Origin of the sequence: Streptococcus sp. KHUD_014 (genome assembly GCF_051106275.1) — a bacterium.
Classification (GTDB): domain Bacteria; phylum Bacillota; class Bacilli; order Lactobacillales; family Streptococcaceae; genus Streptococcus.
In genome coordinates, this window is sequence record NZ_CP193666.1 from 856,045 (window position 1) to 878,934 (window position 22,890).

General features: G+C 39.0%; 24 protein-coding genes. 19 read left to right on the forward strand and 5 right to left on the reverse strand.

Features of this window, described 5'->3' with window-relative positions; all coding sequences use genetic code 11:
- The first annotated feature begins 356 nt into the window (after window positions 1-356).
- The 7 genes from ACORHT_RS04140 (at window position 357) to ACORHT_RS04170 (ending at window position 6,482) form a co-directional block, all read left to right on the forward strand.
- Window positions 357-773 carry an Imm70 family immunity protein gene (locus tag ACORHT_RS04140; protein WP_434350711.1) on the forward strand — a complete coding sequence of 139 codons (417 nt, stop codon included), beginning with the start codon at window positions 357-359 and terminating at the stop codon, window positions 771-773.
- 295 nt (window positions 774-1,068) lie between these two features.
- On the forward strand, window positions 1,069-1,500 hold the full coding sequence (locus tag ACORHT_RS04145) for a hypothetical protein (RefSeq protein ID WP_434350712.1): 432 nt from the start codon (window positions 1,069-1,071) through the stop codon (window positions 1,498-1,500).
- A gap of 95 nt (window positions 1,501-1,595) precedes the next feature.
- The gene (locus ACORHT_RS04150) at window positions 1,596-2,018 is read left to right on the forward strand and encodes a hypothetical protein (protein WP_434350713.1); all 423 of its coding nucleotides are present in this window, start codon (window positions 1,596-1,598) and stop codon (window positions 2,016-2,018) included.
- Between the two features lie 108 nt (window positions 2,019-2,126).
- Window positions 2,127-2,345 (forward strand): hypothetical protein, encoded by a 219-nt coding sequence (locus ACORHT_RS04155; RefSeq protein ID WP_434350714.1) that lies wholly within the window; start codon window positions 2,127-2,129, stop codon window positions 2,343-2,345.
- 613 nt (window positions 2,346-2,958) lie between these two features.
- Window positions 2,959-3,876, forward strand: coding sequence for a glycine--tRNA ligase subunit alpha (gene glyQ, locus ACORHT_RS04160; protein WP_414321687.1), 918 nt, complete (start codon window positions 2,959-2,961; stop codon window positions 3,874-3,876).
- A 282-nt stretch (window positions 3,877-4,158) separates the two neighbouring features.
- Complete coding sequence (gene glyS / locus ACORHT_RS04165; RefSeq protein WP_434350715.1) at window positions 4,159-6,195, forward strand: glycine--tRNA ligase subunit beta; 2,037 nt, start codon at window positions 4,159-4,161, stop codon at window positions 6,193-6,195.
- Between the two features lie 29 nt (window positions 6,196-6,224).
- Complete coding sequence (locus tag ACORHT_RS04170; protein ID WP_000187071.1) at window positions 6,225-6,482, forward strand: DUF896 family protein; 258 nt, start codon at window positions 6,225-6,227, stop codon at window positions 6,480-6,482.
- A gap of 91 nt (window positions 6,483-6,573) precedes the next feature.
- Here the strand turns inward: ACORHT_RS04170 and ACORHT_RS04175 are convergent, their stop codons facing one another.
- From ACORHT_RS04175 to ACORHT_RS04185, 3 genes are read right to left on the reverse strand one after another with little or no spacing between them, the layout of a single operon-like run.
- Window positions 6,574-7,812 carry an NAD(P)H-dependent oxidoreductase gene (locus tag ACORHT_RS04175; protein ID WP_434350716.1) on the reverse strand — a complete coding sequence of 413 codons (1,239 nt, stop codon included), beginning with the start codon at window positions 7,810-7,812 and terminating at the stop codon, window positions 6,574-6,576.
- A gap of 18 nt (window positions 7,813-7,830) precedes the next feature.
- A complete protein-coding gene (locus tag ACORHT_RS04180; RefSeq protein ID WP_075229439.1) occupies window positions 7,831-8,436 on the reverse strand; it encodes an NADPH-dependent FMN reductase in 606 nt (201 codons plus the stop codon).
- Window positions 8,437-8,469: 33 nt separating this feature from the next.
- The gene (locus ACORHT_RS04185) at window positions 8,470-9,390 is read right to left on the reverse strand and encodes an FAD:protein FMN transferase (protein ID WP_434350717.1); all 921 of its coding nucleotides are present in this window, start codon (window positions 9,388-9,390) and stop codon (window positions 8,470-8,472) included.
- Window positions 9,391-9,708: 318 nt separating this feature from the next.
- Here ACORHT_RS04185 and nox point away from each other — a divergent pair, with 318 nt between their 5' ends.
- The gene (gene nox, locus ACORHT_RS04190; protein ID WP_075229441.1) at window positions 9,709-11,088 is read left to right on the forward strand and encodes a H2O-forming NADH oxidase; all 1,380 of its coding nucleotides are present in this window, start codon (window positions 9,709-9,711) and stop codon (window positions 11,086-11,088) included.
- 243 nt (window positions 11,089-11,331) lie between these two features.
- Here the strand turns inward: nox and ACORHT_RS04195 are convergent, their stop codons facing one another.
- Both ACORHT_RS04195 and ACORHT_RS04200 read right to left on the reverse strand, forming a co-directional pair.
- Entirely contained in the window at window positions 11,332-12,189 is an 858-nt protein-coding gene (locus tag ACORHT_RS04195) for a YitT family protein (RefSeq protein WP_075226903.1), read from the reverse strand.
- A gap of 59 nt (window positions 12,190-12,248) precedes the next feature.
- Window positions 12,249-13,904, reverse strand: a complete 1,656-nt coding sequence (locus tag ACORHT_RS04200) for an Rqc2 family fibronectin-binding protein (RefSeq protein ID WP_434350718.1) — start codon at window positions 13,902-13,904, stop codon at window positions 12,249-12,251.
- 104 nt (window positions 13,905-14,008) lie between these two features.
- Between ACORHT_RS04200 and ybeY the strand changes: the two genes are divergently transcribed.
- The 11 genes from ybeY (at window position 14,009) to tehB (ending at window position 22,741) form a co-directional block, all read left to right on the forward strand.
- Window positions 14,009-14,506 carry an rRNA maturation RNase YbeY gene (gene ybeY / locus ACORHT_RS04205; protein ID WP_434350719.1) on the forward strand — a complete coding sequence of 166 codons (498 nt, stop codon included), beginning with the start codon at window positions 14,009-14,011 and terminating at the stop codon, window positions 14,504-14,506.
- The gene (locus ACORHT_RS04210; RefSeq protein ID WP_000378160.1) at window positions 14,487-14,882 is read left to right on the forward strand and encodes a diacylglycerol kinase family protein; all 396 of its coding nucleotides are present in this window, start codon (window positions 14,487-14,489) and stop codon (window positions 14,880-14,882) included. Before ybeY ends, ACORHT_RS04210 begins: the two co-directional genes overlap by 20 nt.
- Window positions 14,883-14,898: 16 nt before the next feature.
- Window positions 14,899-15,798, forward strand: coding sequence for a GTPase Era (gene era / locus ACORHT_RS04215; protein ID WP_223338886.1), 900 nt, complete (start codon window positions 14,899-14,901; stop codon window positions 15,796-15,798).
- Window positions 15,799-15,846: 48 nt separating this feature from the next.
- Window positions 15,847-16,671: a DNA-formamidopyrimidine glycosylase gene (mutM, locus tag ACORHT_RS04220; protein ID WP_434350720.1), complete on the forward strand. Its 825-nt coding sequence runs from the start codon at window positions 15,847-15,849 to the stop codon at window positions 16,669-16,671.
- A complete protein-coding gene (gene coaE, locus ACORHT_RS04225) occupies window positions 16,671-17,276 on the forward strand; it encodes a dephospho-CoA kinase (RefSeq protein ID WP_434350721.1) in 606 nt (201 codons plus the stop codon). The genes mutM and coaE overlap by 1 nt, the downstream gene beginning before the upstream one ends.
- Window positions 17,263-18,462, forward strand: a complete 1,200-nt coding sequence (locus ACORHT_RS04230; RefSeq protein ID WP_434350722.1) for a multidrug efflux MFS transporter — start codon at window positions 17,263-17,265, stop codon at window positions 18,460-18,462. Before coaE ends, ACORHT_RS04230 begins: the two co-directional genes overlap by 14 nt.
- Entirely contained in the window at window positions 18,462-18,611 is a 150-nt protein-coding gene (gene rpmG, locus ACORHT_RS04235; RefSeq protein ID WP_001809104.1) for a 50S ribosomal protein L33, read from the forward strand. The genes ACORHT_RS04230 and rpmG overlap by 1 nt, the downstream gene beginning before the upstream one ends.
- 39 nt (window positions 18,612-18,650) lie before the next feature.
- The gene (gene secG / locus ACORHT_RS04240; RefSeq protein WP_000282514.1) at window positions 18,651-18,884 is read left to right on the forward strand and encodes a preprotein translocase subunit SecG; all 234 of its coding nucleotides are present in this window, start codon (window positions 18,651-18,653) and stop codon (window positions 18,882-18,884) included.
- 209 nt (window positions 18,885-19,093) lie between these two features.
- On the forward strand, window positions 19,094-21,436 hold the full coding sequence (rnr, locus tag ACORHT_RS04245; RefSeq protein WP_434350723.1) for a ribonuclease R: 2,343 nt from the start codon (window positions 19,094-19,096) through the stop codon (window positions 21,434-21,436).
- Window positions 21,399-21,866, forward strand: coding sequence for an SsrA-binding protein SmpB (gene smpB, locus ACORHT_RS04250; RefSeq protein ID WP_001051741.1), 468 nt, complete (start codon window positions 21,399-21,401; stop codon window positions 21,864-21,866). The genes rnr and smpB overlap by 38 nt, the downstream gene beginning before the upstream one ends.
- A gap of 14 nt (window positions 21,867-21,880) precedes the next feature.
- Window positions 21,881-22,741, forward strand: coding sequence for an SAM-dependent methyltransferase TehB (tehB, locus tag ACORHT_RS04255; RefSeq protein WP_434350724.1), 861 nt, complete (start codon window positions 21,881-21,883; stop codon window positions 22,739-22,741).
- Window positions 22,742-22,890: the final 149 nt, after the last annotated feature.

Below are 22,890 nucleotides of genomic sequence, written 5' to 3' on the forward strand. Positions count from 1 at the left end.
AAATTACTAGTACGATGCCATTGGTTACAGTTAAGAATATTAGAGGAAGTTTAAGAGATAAATTAGTCAGACACGACCAAAGTAATCAATAATCTTACTTATCTGTGAAAATGCTCCTGTAGGAAATCAAAGGAAATTAAAGATTGAATAGGATATTGACAATTAAAGCATAGATGTATAAAAGTTTGATCTCGACCATAAAGATTGGAAAGACAATTTGCTAGAGATAGTGCATAATAGATAGAAAAAAGGGGATAACATTTGCTAATCTTCAGTAGACAGATGATTTTATTAACAATGATAGGACATCTGTTGATGTAGAATTAATATTTAAGAATAATTTGGAGGTGGATTTTATGTCTGTAGGCTTAATGGTAGGTTATAATTGGTGGACAGTAGGAGAAGGGAGCTTTTTTAATTCATTCTTTTCGACTATTTATGTTCTGTTAGAGAATAATGACTGGGGAAGTAAGTACCCAGTTATCATGAATAAACTTTATTTTGGCGATATTCCTTTGGAAGATATTGAGAGTGGAATAGCAGAATTGTTATCTATTCAAGAAGAGTTGAAAAAATTTACACCTCACGACATCATCTGGGATTTTGAAGATTTGTCAGCCACTCCTCCTTGGGGTAATCATATTGCTTCCCATATCACAAATTTATCACAATATTTCATAACTAGTTCAGGCAGTGATTTATTTGAAGTCATGTTAACTTGTTTTAGATTCGCACTCGAGAAAAGTCAAAACGTGGTTGTAAAAAGTATCTGAAGAAGGATTTTCTAAAAATTTTTTAAATCCAATGTACCATTCAAATTATTGAAACTCCGATTTTTATTATTTCATATAACTCTAAGGTGTAAAAAAAATAAACTGATTTTGTAGATTTTTGAAATGTCATCATTTTGAATACAACCGTAAATAAAATCTGACTTATTAAACTATCATGGAAACCATTTGTTTAAATGCTAAACGCTGAATCACCTATCTATGGTCATATTTTTATTGTTAAATTTTATAATATAGAGTGATGTGTTATATGTCATTGTGTAGAGGAGGGAAGAAATTGGATAATATAGTACTACGAAGTGAGTGGTTCGATGAATCGGAAAATTTTTGTGAAGTTAGGCTTACTTGTGAAACAAAGTTTCTAACAATTTATCAAGTATGCTATCTCTTTGAAGATGAGATGACGAAGGTATTACTGGACATGGATGATTATATAGAAAATCCTAATCTAGCAAGAAAGATCATTTTTGGAGATGATAGGGTTGATGGAAGTGGCTATTTTGTTTTCACTTTTGCACCTATTAATGTAAGAGAAGAGTTAAATATTGAAGTGGATATGGAAGTGGCAGATAATGACGAGGGGCTCCATCGATGTCAATTTTATGTTAAAACTCAATTGGAAAATCTAAAGCATTTTAGAAATCATTTGCCTAGAATTTTTTCAAAAGACTATAGGAGAGAGATTAAATTGCATCATGAATTTAACTAGAAATGTAATGAATTAGCAAGCGTTTCTCGTTTATTCTATAAATGTATACATTTTTTTATTAGATTTTAATTAAAAAAATTGAAGGGGAGGGACTAGTGGATATTTTAAAACTAGAGGAAGAGATTGAGGGTACGAACTACTGGGACGCCTATGCATTAGACTTTAGAGCTTCATTTTTTGGAGATGAATGTAGACTCTATATTGAAGTTGAAAATGGACAATCGGATCAGTATTGCTGGGAGATTGTTTTCTACCGTTGCTTTAAGGTAAACTATGAGACGGACGCTGGTTGGACATGTTGGGAAAGTGAGACTGGTACAAGAAATTTCAATATGAGAGATATTCCTTTTGAAAATCTCATGTCTCACACTGTACATGACATTAGACTTATTGAAGCGAAAAATAATATGATACAAGCTACAATTACTTTATCAAGTATGTTAATTGACATTGTGTGCCAAGATATTCAAGTCTCTAAGGTTTTAGTGAGTGAACAGAACTTCTTTTGGAAGGTTTAGTTTTGCTAATGATAAATGTTTAAACTAGAAAAACTCTAAGTTAAAAACTTTTTGCAGAAATCATTAAGACTGGTCCTTCAGTCAAAATCGGTATATGAAGAAAACTGGATGAATAGAATTAAAATCGTTCAAGAAAATGGGGCTTATCATCTGCGTACAAGGGATGAAGAAATTTTCTTATTGAAAAAAACTATCGCAAAAGATGGATATCCGATTGTTGTCTATTCTGTAAGTAATTTTTCAGTCGCAAGAAAGAGAAATTTTTCCATAATAACGAAGAATCATTTAGAAATGCTTCCAGAAAGTAGAATACCATTTCGTCTATAAATTATCATTGTGTATTTTTATCAACTCTTCTTATAGCAATTGTTTGTTTTGTGTCATTACAGTTTGTACTGTTAGTTTTAGGAATACCATCGGTGAATGATATTTATAATATTCTAAAGAATTGGAAAGATCAGTAAGATTTAATCCTGAGAGAAATATAGTAGTAGTGATAAAATAATTTTACTTTTTCATTCCTTTTTGTTATAATAGACGACAAGAAAGAATATCTTATCAGTAAATCCTAAGCGAGCCTGTGGTAGTGAGAGTCAGGTGATTGAGAGATAAGTGTGGCGCTTTCTGTAGTATTTTCAAAAACAATGAAGTAATAAATTAGGGTGGAACCGCGTTTCTGACGCCCCTAGGTCACTTGACTTAGGAGCAAAGACACGGTTCTTTTTGTATTCTAGGTCGCAAGAAATTAGATAAAAAAGGAGTAAATAATGTCTAAAAAACTAACCTTCCACTGCGTCAGTGGCAGAGACCTCCTTACAGTCGGGCTGCCCCACGCTCAGCACTAGAGTGCCTGAGCTAGATGCAGTACTAACTCGTCTTGCCTCGTATGATCGACGAGGCAGACTCGTGTCGCAAGTAATTTATAAAAAAGGAGTAAAACATGTCTAAAAAATTGACTTTCCAGGAAATCATCCTTACTTTGCAACAATTTTGGAATGATCAGGGTTGTATGCTTATGCAGGCTTATGATAACGAAAAGGGTGCGGGAACTATGAGTCCTTACACTTTCCTTCGTGCTATTGGTCCTGAACCATGGAACGCAGCCTATGTAGAGCCTTCTCGTCGTCCAGCAGACGGTCGTTACGGAGAAAACCCAAATCGTCTCTACCAACACCACCAATTCCAAGTAGTTATGAAACCATCTCCATCAAATATCCAAGAGCTTTACCTTGAGTCTTTGGAAAAATTGGGAATCAATCCTTTGGAACACGATATTCGTTTCGTTGAAGATAACTGGGAAAACCCATCAACTGGTTCAGCTGGCCTTGGATGGGAAGTTTGGCTTGATGGTATGGAAATCACTCAATTCACTTACTTCCAACAAGTCGGTGGCTTGGCAACTGGTCCTGTTACTGCTGAGGTTACTTATGGTTTGGAACGTTTAGCTTCTTACATTCAAGAGGTAGACTCAGTTTACGATATCGAGTGGGCTCCTGGTGTTAAATACGGAGAAATTTTCCTTCAACCTGAATATGAGCATTCAAAATACAGCTTTGAAGTTTCAGATCAAGACATGCTTCTTGAAAACTTCGAAAAATTTGAAAAAGAAGCTGGACGTGCATTAGAACTAGGTCTTGTGCATCCAGCCTACGACTACGTTTTGAAATGTTCACATACCTTCAACTTGCTTGATGCTCGTGGAGCAGTCTCAGTTACAGAACGTGCTGGTTATATCGCCCGTATCCGTAACTTAGCCCGTGTCGTAGCTAAAACATTCGTAGCAGAACGCAAAAAACTTGGATACCCACTTCTTGACGAAGCTACACGCGCAAAACTCCTAGCAGAAGAGGAAGAATAAAAACAGTTACAAGAATAGAAAAAGGGTGAACAGAGTGAGCCCGTATGGCACCCATAGGCAAGTCGAAGACTTGCTAAAGGGATAGGTATCGCCGTACTGGTATCTGGGGATTTTTGAAGCTTTAGGTTCAAAAATCAGTTGCCGAAATCCACTTTGATGAGATTGTTGGAGATCTTTGTCAAGAAGACAGAAGATTTCCCCACAGACTCACAAAGTTAGTTAGCAACGTCCCCAGTACCTAAGGTGCCTATCAAAAAGAAGAAATTTTGTAAAGGAAAAAACATGACAAAAAACTTATTAGTAGAACTAGGACTCGAAGAGTTACCTGCCTACGTTGTCACACCAAGTGAAAAACAACTAGGTGAAAAAATGGCAGCCTTCTTGGATAATAACCGTCTTTCATACGAAGGAATTCAAACCTTCTCAACTCCACGTCGTTTGGCTGTTCGCGTACTTGGTTTGGCAGACCAACAAACGGATTTGACTGAAGATTTTAAAGGACCTTCTAAAAAAATTGCTTTGGATGCAGAAGGAAATTTCTCTAAAGCAGCGCAAGGCTTTGTCCGTGGTAAAGGCTTGACTGTAGATGATATCGAATTTCGTGAAATCAAAGGTGAAGAATATGTCTACGTAACTAAGCATGAGGCTGGAAAACCAGCTGAGGAAGTTTTGGCTGGAATTCCAGAAGTATTGGCTAGCTTAAGCTTCCCAGTAAGTATGCACTGGGCAAACAATACCTTTGAGTATATTCGTCCAGTCCATACGTTGACAGTTCTTTTGGATGATGTGGCACTCGATATGGATTTCTTAGATATTCATTCAGGAAGAGTTAGCCGTGGACATCGTTTCCTTGGTCACGAAGTAGAAATTCAGCATGCTGACAGCTATGAAGAAGACCTGCGCAAAGTTTATGTTATTGCTGATAGCACTGAACGCGAAAATATGATTCGTGAGCAAATTAAGGTTATTGAAGCTGAAGAAGGTGTTCAGGTACAAATTGATGAAGGACTCTTGAATGAAGTTCTGAATTTGGTTGAATACCCAACTGCCTTCATGGGGAATTTTGATCCTAAGTACCTAGAGGTTCCAGAAGAGGTTTTGGTCACTTCAATGGAGACTCATCAACGCTACTTTGTAGTTCGTGACCTTGATGGAAATCTAAAACCAAACTTTATTTCTGTTCGTAACGGAAATGCAGAGTATCTGGATAATGTCATCCGAGGAAATGAGAAAGTCTTAGTTGCGCGTCTTGAAGATGGTGAATTTTTCTGGCGTGAAGACCAAAAATTGAAGATTGAAGATCTTGTAGCTAAATTATCACACGTAACCTTCCATGAAAAGATTGGTTCATTACGTGAACACATGATTCGTACTGGACAAATTGCTATCCTTTTGGCAGAAAAAGCAGGTTTATCAGTTGATGAAACTATTGATCTTGCTCGTGCTGCTGCTATTTATAAGTTTGACCTCTTGACTGGTATGGTTGGTGAATTTGATGAGCTTCAAGGGATCATGGGTGAGAAGTATGCGCTTCTTGCAGATGAAAATGCTGCAGTGGCACAAGCAATCCGTGAACACTACCTTCCAGACTCAGCAGACGGAGCTCTTCCTGAATCTAAAGTTGGAGCAATACTTGCATTAGCCGATAAATTAGATACTCTCTTATCTTTCTTCTCTGTTGGTTTGATTCCATCTGGTTCAAACGACCCTTATGCCCTTCGTCGTGCAACACAAGGGATTGTTCGAATCTTAGAGGACTTTGGATGGAATATTCCAATGGACGAGTTGATTGCGAGTCTTTATGCTTTATCGTTTGATAGTTTAACTTACGATAACCAAGAAGAAGTGCTTAACTTCATCAAAGCTCGTGTTGATAAGATGATGGGTTCTACTGCGAAAGATATTAAGGAAGCTGTTCTTGCAAGTTCAAACTTTGTTGTTGCAGATATGATTGAAGCAGCAGAAGCACTGAAAGAAGCATCTCTAAATAGTGACTACAAACCAGCTGTTGAATCATTATCTCGTGCCTTTAACCTAGCGGAAAAAGCAGAAGGTTCGGTTAAAGTTGATTCAAGTCTCTTTGAAAATGAACAGGAAAAAGAACTAGCTCAAGCAGTAGAAAATCTAGAATTGAAGGGCTCAGCTAACGATAAATTAACACAACTATTTGCTCTTAGTCCAGTTATTGATGCATTCTTTGACAATACCATGGTTATGGCAGATGATGTTGATGTTAAGAATAATCGTTTGGCTATTCTAGCTGAACTTGTCAATAAAGCAAAAACAGTGGCTGCTTTTAACCTTCTTAATACAAAATAGTAATTGAAAAGTAGATTGGAGGTCCAAATATGACACCAGAAAAAATCGCTCGTATTAATGAGCTTGCGAAAAAGAAAAAAACAGAAGGCTTGACTGCAGAAGAAAAAGTAGAACAAGCTAAACTTCGTGAGGAATATATCGAAGGCTATCGTCGTTCAGTACGTCACCACATTGAAGGAATCAAAATTGTCGATGAAGATGGAAATGATGTGACTCCTGAAAAACTTCGTCAGGTACAACGTGAAAAGGGTTTGCATGGTCGTAGTCTTGACGATCCAAATTCATAAGTTGAATAAATTAAATACTCGGTTAGCCTATGCTAACCGAGTATTTGTTTTAAAAAAAAGGAACCAAGAGAGGTTCCTTTAGTATTAGATTTTAGTTACTTGCCCCAGAAGTAGCATCGGCATCTCCATGGTCTCCGTCAGCTGAGTCAGAAGCACCAGAAGTAGCATCGGCATCTCCGTGACCTCCAGCAGCAGGAGCAAAAGGTCCGCTACCGCCTACCAAACGTTGACCAGTTTCTTTCAAGTACCAGTCAAGCCATGGTTGGAAGTTAAAGACAATTTCATTGATACCAGCATATGATCCATCAGGATAGTACATAGCTTGGTAGTTGTGAGTATTGATAACACCTGCAGGTGAACCTGGAACAATTGTACGTACGTATTCTTGGTTACCGTTTCTAAGAGTTCCAATAACCCACTCAACATTTTTCATACGTGCAGGTGGAAGTGATCCATGAACTGTTGACATACGGCTACCAGATTGAGATGGTACACGTTTTGCAAACATTGTATCAGGATCTTGGTGAGCATTGTTGTAGTAGAGGAATTGGTTGTTATCGTCAGCATATGTCAGTTCAAATGGCATAGCTTTCAAGAACATATCAATTTGGTTAACTGTAAGGATACCATGGTCAAGTTTAACGTATGTATCACCAGACACAGCGCCTGTAATTTCTGCAACTTTTTCTACCCATTCTGGATCATCAGGGTCAACTTCTGTAATAGTTGTAGCGATTGGTTTTCCACAATCCAAGTCTTCTGGTTCAATTGGTTTTGGTTTTTTCAATTTAGAAACGACTCCCACGTATTTGACAAAGTTATCTAAGCAAGTTTCAAGGAATTTAACAGTTCCTTCGTTAATAATATTTCCGTTTGCATCAAAAGCTTCTTTGGCTTTTCCAAGAAGGAATTCATTACCTGGTAATGTGTAGGCATTTACTCCTGGTGCATCAAGAATTTTACGAAGGTGAACTTGAGCACGTGAAGTTCCTTGATCGTAGTATGAAGCACCCACAATCATAACTGGTTTGTTTTCGAATGGATGAACTTCGTATGAAAGCCATTCAAGGACTGACTTAAGTGAAGCAGAAATAGTGTGGTTGTGCTCTGGAGTAGCAATAATGACACCATCAGCACGAGTGATTTTGTTGTAAAGAAGACGTAATTGGAAGCTTTCATCCCATTTTTCATCTTGATTAAACATTGGAACTTCATCAATTTCAAGAACTTCTAATTCAAATTTTAGTTTGAAGTTACGACGGATGAATTCCAAGAGTTTGCGGTTATATGATTGATCGTAGTTTGATCCAACAAGTCCAACAAATTTCATTCTATTTTGTCTCCTATCTTACAAGTTTTCCCAGTCAAATTCTTCAGCATCTTTGCGAAGCAATTCTTGCGCGCTACGCAATTTTTCAGTAATCTTGACAAAGATACGGAAGTCATCAAAGATGGCATCTAATTTATTAATAACATCAAGATCTACCAAGTCACCATTCTTATCAAATGCTTGAAGAGAATGAGAAAGCAAGAATTCGTCAGGTAGAACTGTCGCTTTAATCTCTGGCGCATTCAAAATTTGACGAAGTTGCAATTGAGCACGTGAAGAACCAAGAGTACCATATGAAGCACCAGTAATCATGACTGGTTTATTCAAAAGTGGGAATACTCCGTAAGAAATCCAAGCAAGGGCGCTCATAAGTACAGCTGGAATTGAGTGGTCATATTCTGGAGTACCGATAATAACACCATCAGCCGCTTCGATTTTAGCTACGATTTCCATAGCCTCAGCCGGGATTTGTTTGTCGGCTGGTTTGTTGAAAACTGGAAGATCTTTAATTTCGACCAATTCGATTTCTGCTTTATCAGCAAAGTGTTTTTGCATATATTGAAGCAGTTGGCGGTTTGTGGAACGTTTAGAGTTAGTTCCTACAATAGCAATAAGTTTAAGCATGGGCTTTCCTTTCTCTTTTGCATTATTAATTAATTACCGTTGGATACCAGATGAACAAGCGATGCGTCCATCTTTGTCAATGAGGATGGCTTCGATACCATCAATATTTTCGACTTGCCACATGATTGATGCGCTACGTTTACCAAACAATCGTGTAGTCCATATCTCGCCGTCGACAGATCGATTTGATATAATGGTCAAACTTGCTAAATCCGTTTCAATAGGATAGCCAGTTTCACTATCGAAAATGTGATGATAGTCCTTACCATCAATTTCAAGATGCCTTTCATAGATTCCTGAAGTAACAACTGACTTTCCAGTAATAGATAAGGTCATCAGGTGATTACCACGTGGATGATTAGGGTCTTGAATACCGATTTGCCAAGGTTGACCATTTTTTGCTTGGTTGTTTCCAATGGTGAGGATGTTTCCTCCGAGATTGATAAGAGCAGAAGTGACGCCATTTTCTTTTAAGAAAGTTGCAACCTTATCTGCGCTATACCCCTTTGCTAAACAACCCAAATCAATTTTCATTCCCTTTTTTTCAAGGAAAACAGTTGAATTCATTGAATCGAGTTTGATCAAGCGAGGGTCTATCAATGGTAAAACGGAAGCAATTTCTTCAGGACTAGCAACTTTCGCATCGGAAAAACCAATACGCCAGGTTTGAACCAAGGGACCGATACTGATATTGAGATGACTTCCAGGCGCTAGACTATGGTCTAAACCTAAGGAAATCAGTTCAAATAAATCAGGGTGAACCTTGACTGGAGCTATTCCAGCCTGATGGTTGATTTCCATCAATTCCGATTCAGAACTATTGGCGTTGAAGCGAAATTCAAGCTCCTTTAGCAAATCAAAAGCTTGACGGAGAAGACTATCAGCCTGCTCGTGTACTAAGGAAATGGTAATCGTAGTTCCCATTAGTCGTTCAGAAGATGAACTAAGAGGCAAAAAACCAACTCCTTTCAAGTCAATTGGAAATAGTTGTAAATTCTATCATGAAAGTGATGTAAAGATTTATATTTTATTCCCATGTAAATAGAATATCATAAAGTCAGCGTTTTCACAATTTATTTTTTAAAAAAAGTCAAGAAATATGCTCAAATAAACTAAATTCCCTCAAAATAAAATTTGAAAACGCTGAAAATAAGTTGATATATGTTTTCAATCTTTTCAAAAATAAGGGAAAATAAGTAAAAAGCTTGTAAACGCTCACAGATAATGATATACTAGAGGGGTAAATAAAAATTAAAAGGTAGGAATTATCTAATGAGTAAAATCGTAGTCGTGGGTGCTAACCACGCTGGAACTGCATGTATCAACACTATGTTGGACAACTTTGGCAACGAAAACGAAATCGTTGTATTTGACCAAAACTCAAACATTTCATTCCTTGGATGCGGAATGGCTCTTTGGATTGGTGAGCAAATCGACGGTGCTGAAGGATTGTTCTACTCTGATAAAGAAAAATTGGAAGCAAAAGGCGCTAAAGTTTACATGAACTCTCCAGTTCTTTCAATCGACTATGACAACAAAGTTGTTACTGCAGAAGTTGACGGAAAAGAGCACAAAGAATCATACGAAAAATTGATCTTTGCAACTGGTTCTACACCAATCTTGCCACCAATTGAAGGTGTTGAAATTGTTAAAGGTAACCGTGAGTTCAAAGCTACTCTTGAAAATGTACAATTTGTTAAATTGTATCAAAACGCTGAAGAAGTTATCAACAAACTTGCAGATAAGAGCCAAAATCTTAACCGTATCGCTGTTGTTGGTGGTGGGTACATCGGTGTTGAGCTTGCTGAAGCATTCGAACGTCTTGGAAAAGAAGTTGTTCTTGTTGATATCGTAGATACAGTCTTGAACGGATACTACGACAAAGACTTCACTCAATTGATGGCTAAAAACTTGGAAGACAATAACATCCGCTTGGCACTTGGTCAAACTGTAAAAGCTATCGAAGGTGATGGTAAAGTTGAACGCTTGATCACTGACAAAGAAAGCTTTGACGTTGATATGGTTATCCTTGCAGTTGGTTTCCGTCCTAACACAGCTCTTGCTGATGGTAAGATTGAACTCTTCCGTAACGGTGCTTTCCTTGTTAACAAAAAACAAGAAACATCTATCCCAGGTGTATTTGCTGTGGGTGACTGTGCGACTGTTTATGATAACGCTCGTAAAGACACTAGCTACATCGCTCTTGCATCAAACGCAGTTCGTACTGGTATCGTAGGTGCATACAACGCTTGTGGACATGAACTTGAAGGAATCGGTGTTCAAGGATCAAACGGTATCTCTATCTACGGTCTTCACATGGTTTCAACTGGTTTGACTCTTGAAAAAGCAAAAGCTGCAGGCTACAATGCAACTGAAACTGGCTTCAACGATCTTCAAAAACCAGAATTTATGAAACATGACAACCATGAAGTAGCTATCAAGATTGTCTTCGACAAAGATAGCCGTGAAATCCTTGGTGCTCAAATGGTATCACGTGATCCTGGAATCGCTATGGGAATCCATATGTTCTCACTTGCTATCCAAGAACACGTTACAATTGAAAAATTGGCCTTGACAGACCTATTCTTCTTGCCACACTTCAATAAACCATACAACTACATCACTATGGCAGCATTGACAGCTGAAAAATAATGATTTGTGAAACGGAAGATTTAATTCTTCCGTTTTTATCATCAAAAAAATGAGAGTGGGACAGAAATCGGTAATTCGTTAGAATTCGATTTCGTCGTCCCACCTCCGCACAGTTGAGTAGGGCTGTAAAAGCTGATGAAATCAGCGAAGTAGAGCCCACTCAACCACTGCGTCTTGCTCGACAATCCAAAGACAAGAAGAGGCTAGGACTTTTGTCCCAGCCTCATTTTTGATATCTAGATGTTATGAAGTTTCTTCTTTTACGAAGGTGAACCCTTCTCCTAAAATTTCGTGTGCTTCAGTGATGGTAATAAAGGCCATCGGATCCACGGTATGTATCATTTCTTTCATCTTAATCATTTCATTTCTTGCTACAATACAGTAAATAATTTTCAAATCTTTTTGACTGTAGTAGCCTTGCCCAGAAATGAAGGTGACACCTCTACCGAGCTCTTCATTGATTTTATCAGCTAACTCCATAGGCTTTTGGGTGATGATCATAAATCCTTTACCAGCATATCCACCTTCACCAATCAAGTCGATAACTCTAGAGACGATGAAGTCAAATAAAAGTGTATAGGTTACGAGACGAAGATCTTGGAAAATAATTAAAATGAGCATTAGGATAAGGAAGTCTAGTGCAAAGAGTAATTTTCCAACGGAGATATTGGTGTACTTGTTGAGAATTCGAGCGACGATATCTGTTCCACCAGTGGTACCACCAGCATTGAAGATAACACCTAGACCAAGTCCCAAAAGAACACCCGCAACCAAGGCAACGATAACCAAATCTCCTTCAAGATTAAAGTGGAGAGGAATCTTTTCAAAGATTGCTAACCAAATGGATAAGGAAATGGTTCCGAGCAAACTTGTGTACAGAGTCTTTGAACCAAATATTTTCCAGGCTAGAATAAAGAGCGGGATATTGATTAACAGGTTCATCAAGGAGATGGGAATGTTAAAGAGATAATAGGTAATCAAGGTGATCCCAGTTGCTCCCCCCTCGAATAAGTGGTGGGGCACAACGAAATACGTGAGTCCGAAGGCATAGATGGCAGCTCCGAATATAATGGTTAAAATAGATTTGATATGCCGTAGCATTGAGCTTACCTCCTATTTTTAAAAATCTAAAATGTTGACAGCCTTCAGGTTAAAAGTCCTTATTTTACTTTCATGGATTGAATTTTCTCAGGGTCGGGTGTGACACGGAGAGTCTTTTGTCCAGTATAAGTCACAAATCCTGGTTTACCACCTGTGGGCTTATTGAGTTTTTTGACCTCAATCATATCTACCTGAACGAGGTTGGAGAGACGGCCTTTTGAAAAGTAGGCAGCTAGCTCTGCCGCATCTGTCTTAACTTCGTCAGTAGGATTGAGATTGGCAGTGATAACAACGTGACTTCCAGGGATGTCCTTAGCATGGAACCAGAGTTCTTCTTTACGAGCCATTTTAAAGGTTAACTCGTCATTTTGAAGGTTGTTACGACCAACTAGGATAATGGTTTTTCCGTCGCTTGCAAGATATTTTTCAGGTTTTTGTCGTTTCTGGATTTTCTCGCGTTGTCTTCTGCGGATAAATCCTGTTTGAATTAATTCTTCACGAATTTCAGCAATTTCATCTAGTCCAGCCTGGTTGAGAACTGTCTCTACGCTTTCTAGGTAAAGAATAGTAGCCTTGGTTTCTTCGATTAGTTCAGTCAGGTATTTAACAGCTTCTTTTAATTTCTGATAACGCTTGAAGTAACGTTGAGCATTTTGGTTTGGTGTTAAAGCTTTATCAAGTGCAATCGTGATAGGTTGATTGGTGTAGTAGTTGTCCAAAATGACCTGATCTTGGTCATTGGGAACTTGATGAAGAAAAGTCGTTAGCAATTCACCTTTTTGACGAAATTCCTCTGCATTTTCAGTAGCAAGGAGTTCTTTTTCTTGTTTTTTAAGTTTTTGACGATTTTTTTGTAGCTCATTTTCAACTCGGCGAATGAGTTCGCTAGCTTGCTGCTTAACTCGATCACGCTCTGCCTTATCCTTGTAATAGACATCAAGTAATTGAGAAAGGTTGTCAAAATACTCCGTTGTTTTACTAGAAAAAGGCACACAAGAGAAAGACTTGTCTGTTAAGCAAGGTTTGGTTTCTTGCTTAAAAAAGTTTCGGAAATTGGATAGTTTATCATTCGTTAATAATTTTTCCAATTCGTATGCTGTATCACGACCTAGACCTTGGAAAAGCTTTTGAAGGTTTTTAGCAGTTAACTCTTGAGTTTGTAGAATCTCAAACAATTTTTCATCCTTGACCGTGAAAGGATTGAGAGCCTCCGTACTTGGTGGAGCAATATAAGTAGCGCCTGGTAATAAGGTACGGTAACTATTTTGCGAAAAACCTATATGCTTAATAACTTCAAGGATTTTGTTGCTAGACTTATCTACGAGGAGGATATTACTATGTTTACCCATAATCTCAATGATGAGAGTGGTCTGGATATGGTCCCCAATCTCGTTTTTATTGGAAACTGTGATCTCTACGATACGATCATTTTCGATCTGCTCGATTGACTCAATAACTGCTCCTTGAAGGTATTTTCTCAATACCATAATAAAAGTAGATGGCTGAGCAGGATTTTCAAAGGTTGACTCTGTTAACTGGATGCGCCCAAAAACTGGATGGGCAGAAAGGAGCAAACGATGACTTTTACGATTGCTACGGATTTGCAAGACTAACTCTTGTTCAAAGGGTTGATTAATTTTTTGAATGCGCCCATTTAGTAACTCAGTTCGCAATTCCTCAACCATGTGGTGTAAAAAAAATCCATCAAATGACATGGTTCTCTCCTCGTGAATGTATTCCATAGTATTATATCAAAAAGGTAGAATAAAATCATAGAAATGTGATATAATAAAGCCAAGTAAAGAGAAACGAGAAGCACATGTATATTGAAATGGTAGATGAAACTGGTCAAGTTTCAAAAGAAATGTTGCAACAAACCCAAGAAATTTTGGAATTTGCAGCCCAAAAATTGGGAAAAGAAGACAAGGAGATGGCAGTCACTTTTGTGACCAACGAACGAAGCCATGAACTTAATCTAGAGTTTCGTGATACCGATCGTCCAACAGATGTCATCAGTCTTGAATATAAACCAGAGCTAGAGATTGCCTTTGATGAGGAAGATCTGGAAAATGATCCTGACTTGGCAGAAATGATGTCAGAATTTGACGCCTACATTGGTGAGCTTTTCATTTCCATTGACAAGGCACATGAGCAGGCTGAGGAGTACGGTCATAGTTTTGAGCGTGAGATGGGCTTCTTGGCAGTGCACGGCTTTTTACACATTAACGGCTATGATCACTACACTCCCGAAGAAGAAGCGGAGATGTTCTGTTTACAAGAAGAAATTTTGACAGCCTATGGACTCACAAGACAATAAACGAAAATGGAAAAATCGTGACCTAATCTCAAGTTTAGAATTTGCCATCACTGGGATTTTGACTGCAATTGAGGAAGAACGTAATATGAGAAAGCATGCAGCGACAGCTCTTGTAGTTGTTCTTGCAGGTTTTGTTTTTCAGGTGTCACGAATCGAATGGTTATTTCTACTTATGAGCATTTTCATGGTGGTAGCTTTTGAGATTATTAATTCAGCTATTGAAAATGTAGTAGATTTGGCTAGTCACTATCACTTTTCTATGTTGGCAAAGAAAGCTAAGGACATGGCAGCAGGTGCCGTGCTTGTAGTCTCAATTTTTGCCGCTTTGACAGGTGCGCTTATCTTTCTCCCTCGGATTTGGGACTTATTATTTTAAACAGTAAGAGGAAATTATGACATTTAAATCAGGCTTTGTAGCCATTTTAGGACGTCCCAATGTTGGGAAGTCAACTTTTTTGAATCACGTCATGGGGCAAAAGATTGCCATCATGAGTGATAAGGCGCAGACAACGCGCAATAAAATCATGGGGATTTACACCACTGATAAGGAACAAATCGTCTTTATCGATACCCCAGGAATTCACAAACCCAAAACAGCTCTTGGCGATTTCATGGTTGAGTCTGCCTACAGTACCCTTCGTGAAGTAGATACAGTTCTATTTATGGTGCCAGCAGATGAGGCGCGTGGTAAGGGCGATGACATGATTATCGAGCGTCTTAAGGCTGCTAAGGTTCCGGTGATTTTGGTGGTCAATAAGATTGATAAGGTTCATCCAGACCAGCTTTTAGCTCAAATTGATGATTTTCGTAATCAAATGGATTTCAAGGAGATTGTTCCAATCTCAGCCCTTCAAGGCAATAATGTCTCTCGCTTGGTAGATATCCTCAGTGAAAATCTTGAAGAAGGTTTCCAATATTTCCCAGCCGATCAAATCACAGACCATCCAGAGCGTTTCTTGGTTTCTGAGATGATTCGTGAAAAGGTCTTACACTTAACTCGTGAAGAAATTCCACACTCAGTTGCAGTAGTGGTGGACTCTATGAAACGAGATGAGGAAACTGATAAAGTTCATATCCGAGCAACCATCATGGTGGAGCGTGACAGCCAAAAAGGGATTGTCATCGGTAAAGGTGGTGCCATGCTTAAGAAAATTGGGACTATGGCCCGTCGTGATATTGAACTCATGCTAGGAGACAAGGTCTTCCTAGAAACTTGGGTCAAGGTTAAGAAAAACTGGCGAGATAAGAAGCTAGATTTGGCTGACTTTGGCTATAACGAAAAAGAATATTAAGAAGAGGTGGGCACTAGCCTGCTTCTTGTTTTTAGAGAAGGAGGAGCTATGCCTGAATTACCTGAAGTCGAAACGGTTCGACGAGGTCTTGAAAAACTAATTCTAGGGAAGAAGATTGCTAGTCTTGATATTCGTTATCCCAAGATGATTAAGACAGATTTGGATCAGTTTCAGAAAGAATTGCCTGGTCAAGTTGTTAAATCAATGGGACGTCGTGGAAAATATTTGCTTTTTTATTTGACAGACAAGGTCTTGATTTCGCATCTGCGAATGGAAGGCAAGTATTTTTATTATCCAGGTCAAGTCCCTGAACGTAAGCATGCCCATGTTTTTATCCACTTTGAAGATGGTGGGACTCTGGTTTACGAGGATGTCCGTAAGTTTGGAACTATGGAGTTACTTGCTCCTGAACTTCTAGAAGCTTACTTTCTATCTAAGAAGCTTGGACCAGAACCTACTGAAAAGGATTTTGACTTAGAGATTTTTAGAGGTGCCTTGAAGAAATCTAGAAAACCTATCAAATCGCATCTTCTCGATCAAACTTTGGTTGCTGGATTGGGTAATATCTATGTGGATGAGGTACTTTGGAGAGCGAAAGTCCATCCTTCAAGAACCTCTAATAGTTTAACAGCACAAGAGGCTAGAAAAGTCCATGATGAAACGATCATTGTTATAGGTCAGGCGGTTGAAAAGGGTGGTTCAACCATTCGCACTTATACCAATGCATTTGGAGAAGATGGGACTATGCAGGACTTTCATCAGGTCTATGATAAAGCTGGACAAGATTGTTCACGTTGTGGATCCATCATCGAAAAAATTCAACTCGGTGGTCGTGGAACCCATTTTTGTCCAAAATGTCAAAGGAGGGACTGATGCGAAAAATAATCGGAATCACTGGTGGTATTGCGTCAGGTAAGTCCACTGTCACAAGTTTTCTAAGACAAAAAGGGTTTGAAGTGGTAGATGCGGATGCTCTTGTTCACCAACTTCAAAAATCTGGTGGCCGACTTTATCAGATTTTAGTGGAGCATTTTGGGGAAAAGATCCTTCTTGAAAATGGTGAACTGAATCGTCCCTTGCTTGCGAGCCTTATTTTTTCAAATTCTGAAGAGCAAGAATGGTCCAAGGAAACCCAGGGACAAATTATCCGTGAAGAATTGGGCTCTTTGAGAGACAAGTCAGCTCAGACTGAGGACCTATTTTTCATGGATATTCCATTGCTTTTTGAACAGAACTATGCTTCTTGGTTTGATGAAACTTGGCTAGTTTATGTAAGTCGAGATACCCAGCTGGATCGCTTAATGAAAAGAGATTATCTGACTATAGAGGACGCACAAGCCCGTCTGGCCTCCCAGTGGCTCTTAGAAGAAAAGAAAAGATTGGCTAGTCATATTTTAGACAATAATGGGAGTCGAGAGCAACTGTTGAGTCAAGTGGCCAGCCTACTTCAAGGAGGCGATACTCTTGAAAGAGATTAGTTGGAAGGACAACCTTCGTATTGCCTGGTTAGGATCTTTCTTGACAGGTGCCTGTATTTCTTTGGTGGTTCCTTTTATGCCAATCTTTGTTGAGCAATTAGGGGTTGAACCGAGTCAAGTTACCTTTTATTCAGGTTTAGCTATCTCAGTTTCGGCTATTTCTGCAGCCTGTGTTTCACCTCTTTGGGGGATTCTGGCGGACAGATATGGTCGCAAACCTATGATGATACGAGCAGGGCTTGCCATGACTATTACAATGGGTGGTTTAGCTTTTGTTCCAAATGTTTATTGGCTCTTAGCCTTGCGATTGTTAAATGGTGTTTTCACTGGATTTGTACCCAATGCGACAGCTTTGATTGCCAGTCAAGTTCCAAAGGATAAGTCAGGCTATGCTTTAGGAACTCTTTCATCTGGTGTCGTAGCAGGGACTCTTACAGGCCCTTTTGTTGGTGGAATGATTGCAGAAGTCTTTGGGATTCGCAATGTTTTCTTGATGGTTGGTGGTTTTTTATTTCTGGCTGCTATCTTAACTATTTTTTTTATCAAGGAAGACTTTCAACCAGTGCCGAAAGAAAAAGCACTCCCTACCAAAGAGCTCTTTACTTCTGTTAAGTATCCATATCTCTTGTTTAATTTATTTGCAACAAGTTTTGTCATTCAAGTTGCTGCACAATCAGTCGGTCCCATTCTTGCTCTCTATATCCGTGACTTAGGTCAGAATGAAAATCTCCTCTTTGTATCAGGCTTAATAGTTTCCAGTATGGGCTTATCAAGTATGATGAGTTCAGGTGTGATGGGGCGTTTGGGAGATAAGGTTGGTAATCATCGTTTATTAATTGTAGCGCAAGCTTATTCAGTTCTCATTTATCTTTTTTGCGCCAACGCATCCACACCTCTAGAATTAGGGATTTATCGCTTTCTCTTTGGTCTGGGAACAGGAGCTCTTGTTCCAGGGATCAATGCTCTCCTTAGCAGGATGACTCCCAAAGCAGGTATTTCAAGAGTATTTGCCTTTAATCAAGTCTTCTTTTATTTAGGAGGAGTGATTGGCCCCTTGGCAGGCTCAGTAGTCGCGGAACAATTCGGCTACCATTCAGTATTTTATGCAACAGCTGCCTGTGTAGCTCTCAGTTGTTTATTTAATCTTATCCAATTTAGAACATTATTAAAAGTGAAGGAAATCTAGTGCGAGTAAAAATCAATCTCAAATGCTCCTCTTGTGGTAGCATCAATTATCTAACCAGTAAGAACTCCAAAACCCATCCAGACAAGATTGAGGTCTTAAAGTATTGCCCAAAAGAAAGAAAAGTGACTCTACATCTTGAATCTAAGTAGAAATTATGGTAGAATAATAGGGATTTTAAGGAGTTTGATATGTATAACCTATTATTAACCATTTTATTAGTATTATCTGTTGTGATTGTGATTGCAATTTTCATGCAACCAACTAAAAACCAATCTAGCAATGTATTTGATGCCAGTGCAGGTGATTTGTTTGAACGTAGCAAAGCGCGCGGTTTTGAAGCTGTGATGCAACGTTTGACAGGAATTTTAGTCTTTTTCTGGCTAGCCATTGCCTTAGCATTGACGGTATTATCAAGTAGATAAGAAAATAATGGGCGGGACTGGGTCTTTGCCTATTTTTATTTTTATACTCTTCAAAAATCAAATTCAAACCACGTCAGCGTCGGCTTGTCGTACTCAAGTACTGCCTTCGCCTAGCTTTCTAGTTTGCTCTTTGATTTTTATTGAGTATTAAATGATGTTTGAGAAGGTTTTACACCAAAAAGAAAATATTATAAATCTAGAAAGAAAACATGAAAGATAAAATAAAAGAATATTTACAAGAGAAGGGGCGAGTGACTGTAAATGACCTAGCTCAAGTTCTCGGAAAGGATGGTTCTAAAGACTTCCGTGAGTTAATCAAAACCCTTTCCTTGATGGAACGTAAGCACCAGCTTCGCTTTGAAGAAGATGGTAGTTTAACCCTAGAACAGAAGAAAAAACATGAGATTACCCTGAAAGGAATTTTCCATGCTCATAAAAATGGGTTCGGTTTTGTAAGTCTTGAAGGCGAAGAAGACGATCTTTTTGTTGGAAAAAGTGATGTTAACTATGCCATTGATGGCGATACTGTTGAAGTTGTCATCAAGAAAGTTGCTGACCGTAACAAAGGAACCGCAGCAGAAGCAAAGATTATCGATATTTTAGAACACAGTCTCACGACAGTTGTCGGGCAAATTATTCTTGATGAAGAGAAACCAAAGTATGCGGGTTATATTCGTTCTAAAAATCAAAAGATTAGTCAACCAATCTACGTTAAGAAGCCAGCCCTTAAACTCGAGGGAACAGAAGTTCTCAAGGTCTTTATTGATAAGTACCCAAGTAAGAAACACGATTTCTTTGTGGCTAGTGTCCTAGATGTGGTTGGACATTCAACAGATGCGGGGATTGATGTCCTCGAGGTCTTGGAGTCCATGGACATTGTGTCCGAGTTTCCAGAAGCTGTTCTTAAAGAAGCAGAAAAGGTTCCTGATGCGCCATCAGAGAAAGATATGGAAGGTCGTCTGGACTTAAGAGATGAAATTACCTTTACCATTGATGGAGCTGATGCCAAGGACTTGGATGATGCTGTTCATATCAAACCATTGAAAAATGGAAATATCGAACTAGGAGTTCATATCGCGGATGTTTCATATTATGTAACGGAAGGTTCTGCTCTTGACAAGGAAGCTCTCAATCGTGCGACCTCTGTCTATGTGACAGACCGTGTAGTTCCAATGCTTCCAGAACGACTGTCAAATGGAGTCTGCTCTCTCAATCCCCAAGTTGATCGCCTGACCCAGTCTGCCATTATGGAGATTGATAAACATGGTCGTGTAGTCAACTACACCATTACACAAACAGTTATCAAGACCAGTTTTCGTATGACCTATAGCGATGTCAATGATATCCTAGCAGGTGATGAGAAGAAGAGACAAGACTATAAGAAAATCGTTCCTAGTATCGAGTTAATGGCTAAGCTCCATGAGACTTTGGAAAGTATGCGGATTAAGCGTGGAGCTCTTAATTTTGATACCAATGAAGCTAAGATTTTAGTAGATAAAAAAGGTAAGCCAGTTGATATTGTCCTTCGTCATCGTGGGACTGCAGAACGTATGATTGAGTCCTTTATGCTGATTGCCAACGAAACAGTTGCCGAGCACTTTAGTAAGCTGGACCTACCTTTTATCTATCGGATTCACGAGGAACCTAAGGCTGAGAAAGTTCAGAAGTTTATTGATTACGCTTCAAGTTTTGGATTACGAATCTATGGGACTGCCAGTGAGATAATTCAGGAAGCCCTCCAAGATATCATGCGTGCTGTTGAAGGAGAGCCATATGCGGATGTATTGTCCATGATGCTTCTGCGCTCTATGCAGCAGGCTCGTTATTCTGAGCATAATCACGGTCACTATGGATTAGCTGCAGACTACTACACTCACTTTACCAGCCCAATTCGTCGTTATCCTGACCTCCTTGTTCACCGTATGATTCGTGACTATGGGCGTTCTAAAGAAGTAGCGGAGCATTTTGAACAAGTGATTCCAGAGATTGCGACTCAATCTTCAAACCGTGAGCGCCGTGCCATCGAGGCCGAGCGTGAAGTCGAAGCTATGAAAAAAGCTGAATACATGGAAGAGTATGTTGGTGAAGAGTACGATGCAGTTGTTTCAAGTATTGTTAAATTTGGTCTTTTTGTTGAATTACCAAATACAGTTGAGGGATTGATTCACATTACCAATCTACCTGAGTTTTACCATTTTAATGAACGCGATTTAACCCTTCGTGGGGAGAAATCTGGTATTACCTTCCGAGTGGGACAGCAGATCCGTATTCGCGTTGAAAGAGCTGATAAGATGACTGGTGAGATTGATTTCTCCTTTATTCCAAGTGAATTTGATGTCATTGAAAAAAGTTTGAAAGGCTCTGACCGTAAGGATAGAGGGCGTCGTTCAGATAAGAAAGAAGACAAGAGAAAATCTGGTCGCTTAGGTGATAAGCGCAAGCATTCTCCAAAAGACAAGAAGAAAAAGAGCAAGAAACCTTTTTACAAGGAAGTAGCAAAGAAAGGAGCCAAGCATGGCAAAGGGCGAGGGAAAGGTCGTCGCGCAAAATAAAAAAGCGCACCACGATTATACAATCGTAGATACGCTAGAAGCAGGAATGGTCCTGACAGGAACTGAGATCAAGAGTGTTCGAGCAGCCCGCATCAATCTGAAAGATGGGTTTGCCCAAGTGAAAAATGGGGAAGTCTGGCTGAGTAATGTCCATATCGCTCCTTATGAAGAAGGGAATATCTGGAATCAGGAACCAGAACGTCGTCGTAAACTTCTCCTTCATAAAAAGCAAATCCAGAAGTTAGAGCAAGAAACAAAGGGAACAGGGATGACGCTGGTTCCTCTAAAAGTCTATATCAAAGATGGCTATGCCAAGTTACTCTTAGGACTTGCAAAAGGGAAACACGATTACGATAAACGGGAGTCGATTAAACGACGCGAGCAAGATCGTGATATCGCGCGTGTTATGAAAGCAGTTAACCATCGATAGAAAGAGTGAAGTAAATGGAAAAACTAGTTGCCTATAAACGAATGCCTGTCTGGAATAAAGACACCATGCCAGAAGCTGTTCAAAGAAAACACAATACCAAGGTCGGAACCTGGGGCAAGATTACCGTATTAAAAGGGGCTCTTAAGTTTATTGAATTGACTGAGGAGGGGGAAGTTATAGCTGAGCACCTCTTTGAAGCAGGTGCTGATAATCCTATGGCGCAACCTCAAGCTTGGCACAGGGTCGAGGCCGCTACAGATGATGTTGAATGGTACTTGGAATTCTATTGTAAACTAGAAGATTATTTCCCTAAGAAATACAATACCAATCCAGTTCATTCGGAAGTCTTAGAAGCTATGCAGACGGTCAAACCATGTAAGGCACTAGATTTGGGTTGTGGTCAAGGAAGAAATGCACTCTTTCTCGCTCAACATGGATTTGATGTCACAGCAGTGGACCAAAATGAGTTATCCCTTGAAATCTTGCAAAGCATTGTGGAGCAAGAAGACTTTGAAATGCCTGTCGGTCTCTACGATATCAATTCAGCTAGCATTGGACAAAGTTACGATTTTATCGTATCAACGGTTGTGCTCATGTTTTTACAAGCAGAACGTATTCCTGCTATTATCCGAAACATGCAGGAACAAACCTCTATCGGTGGCTACAATTTGATTGTTTGTGCCATGGATACGGAAGATTATCCATGTTCAGTTAATTTTCCCTTTACCTTTAAAGAGGGGGAATTAGCAAATTACTACCAGGACTGGGAGTTAGTGAAGTATAATGAAAATCCTGGTCATTTGCACCGTCGTGATGAAAACGGAAATCGTATCCAACTACGCTTTGCGACCATGTTGGCAAGAAAAGTAAAATAAAAGACTAAGGGAATAGAAAAGGATTTTTCTATTTCCTTTTTTGTTACCCTAATAAGAAAGGAAGTTCTCAATTTATGCTATACTAGAAGTGTAGGCAAAAAGTTTAAGTAGCCAGAATTTTTATGGATATTTTCAAACATTTAGAAGTT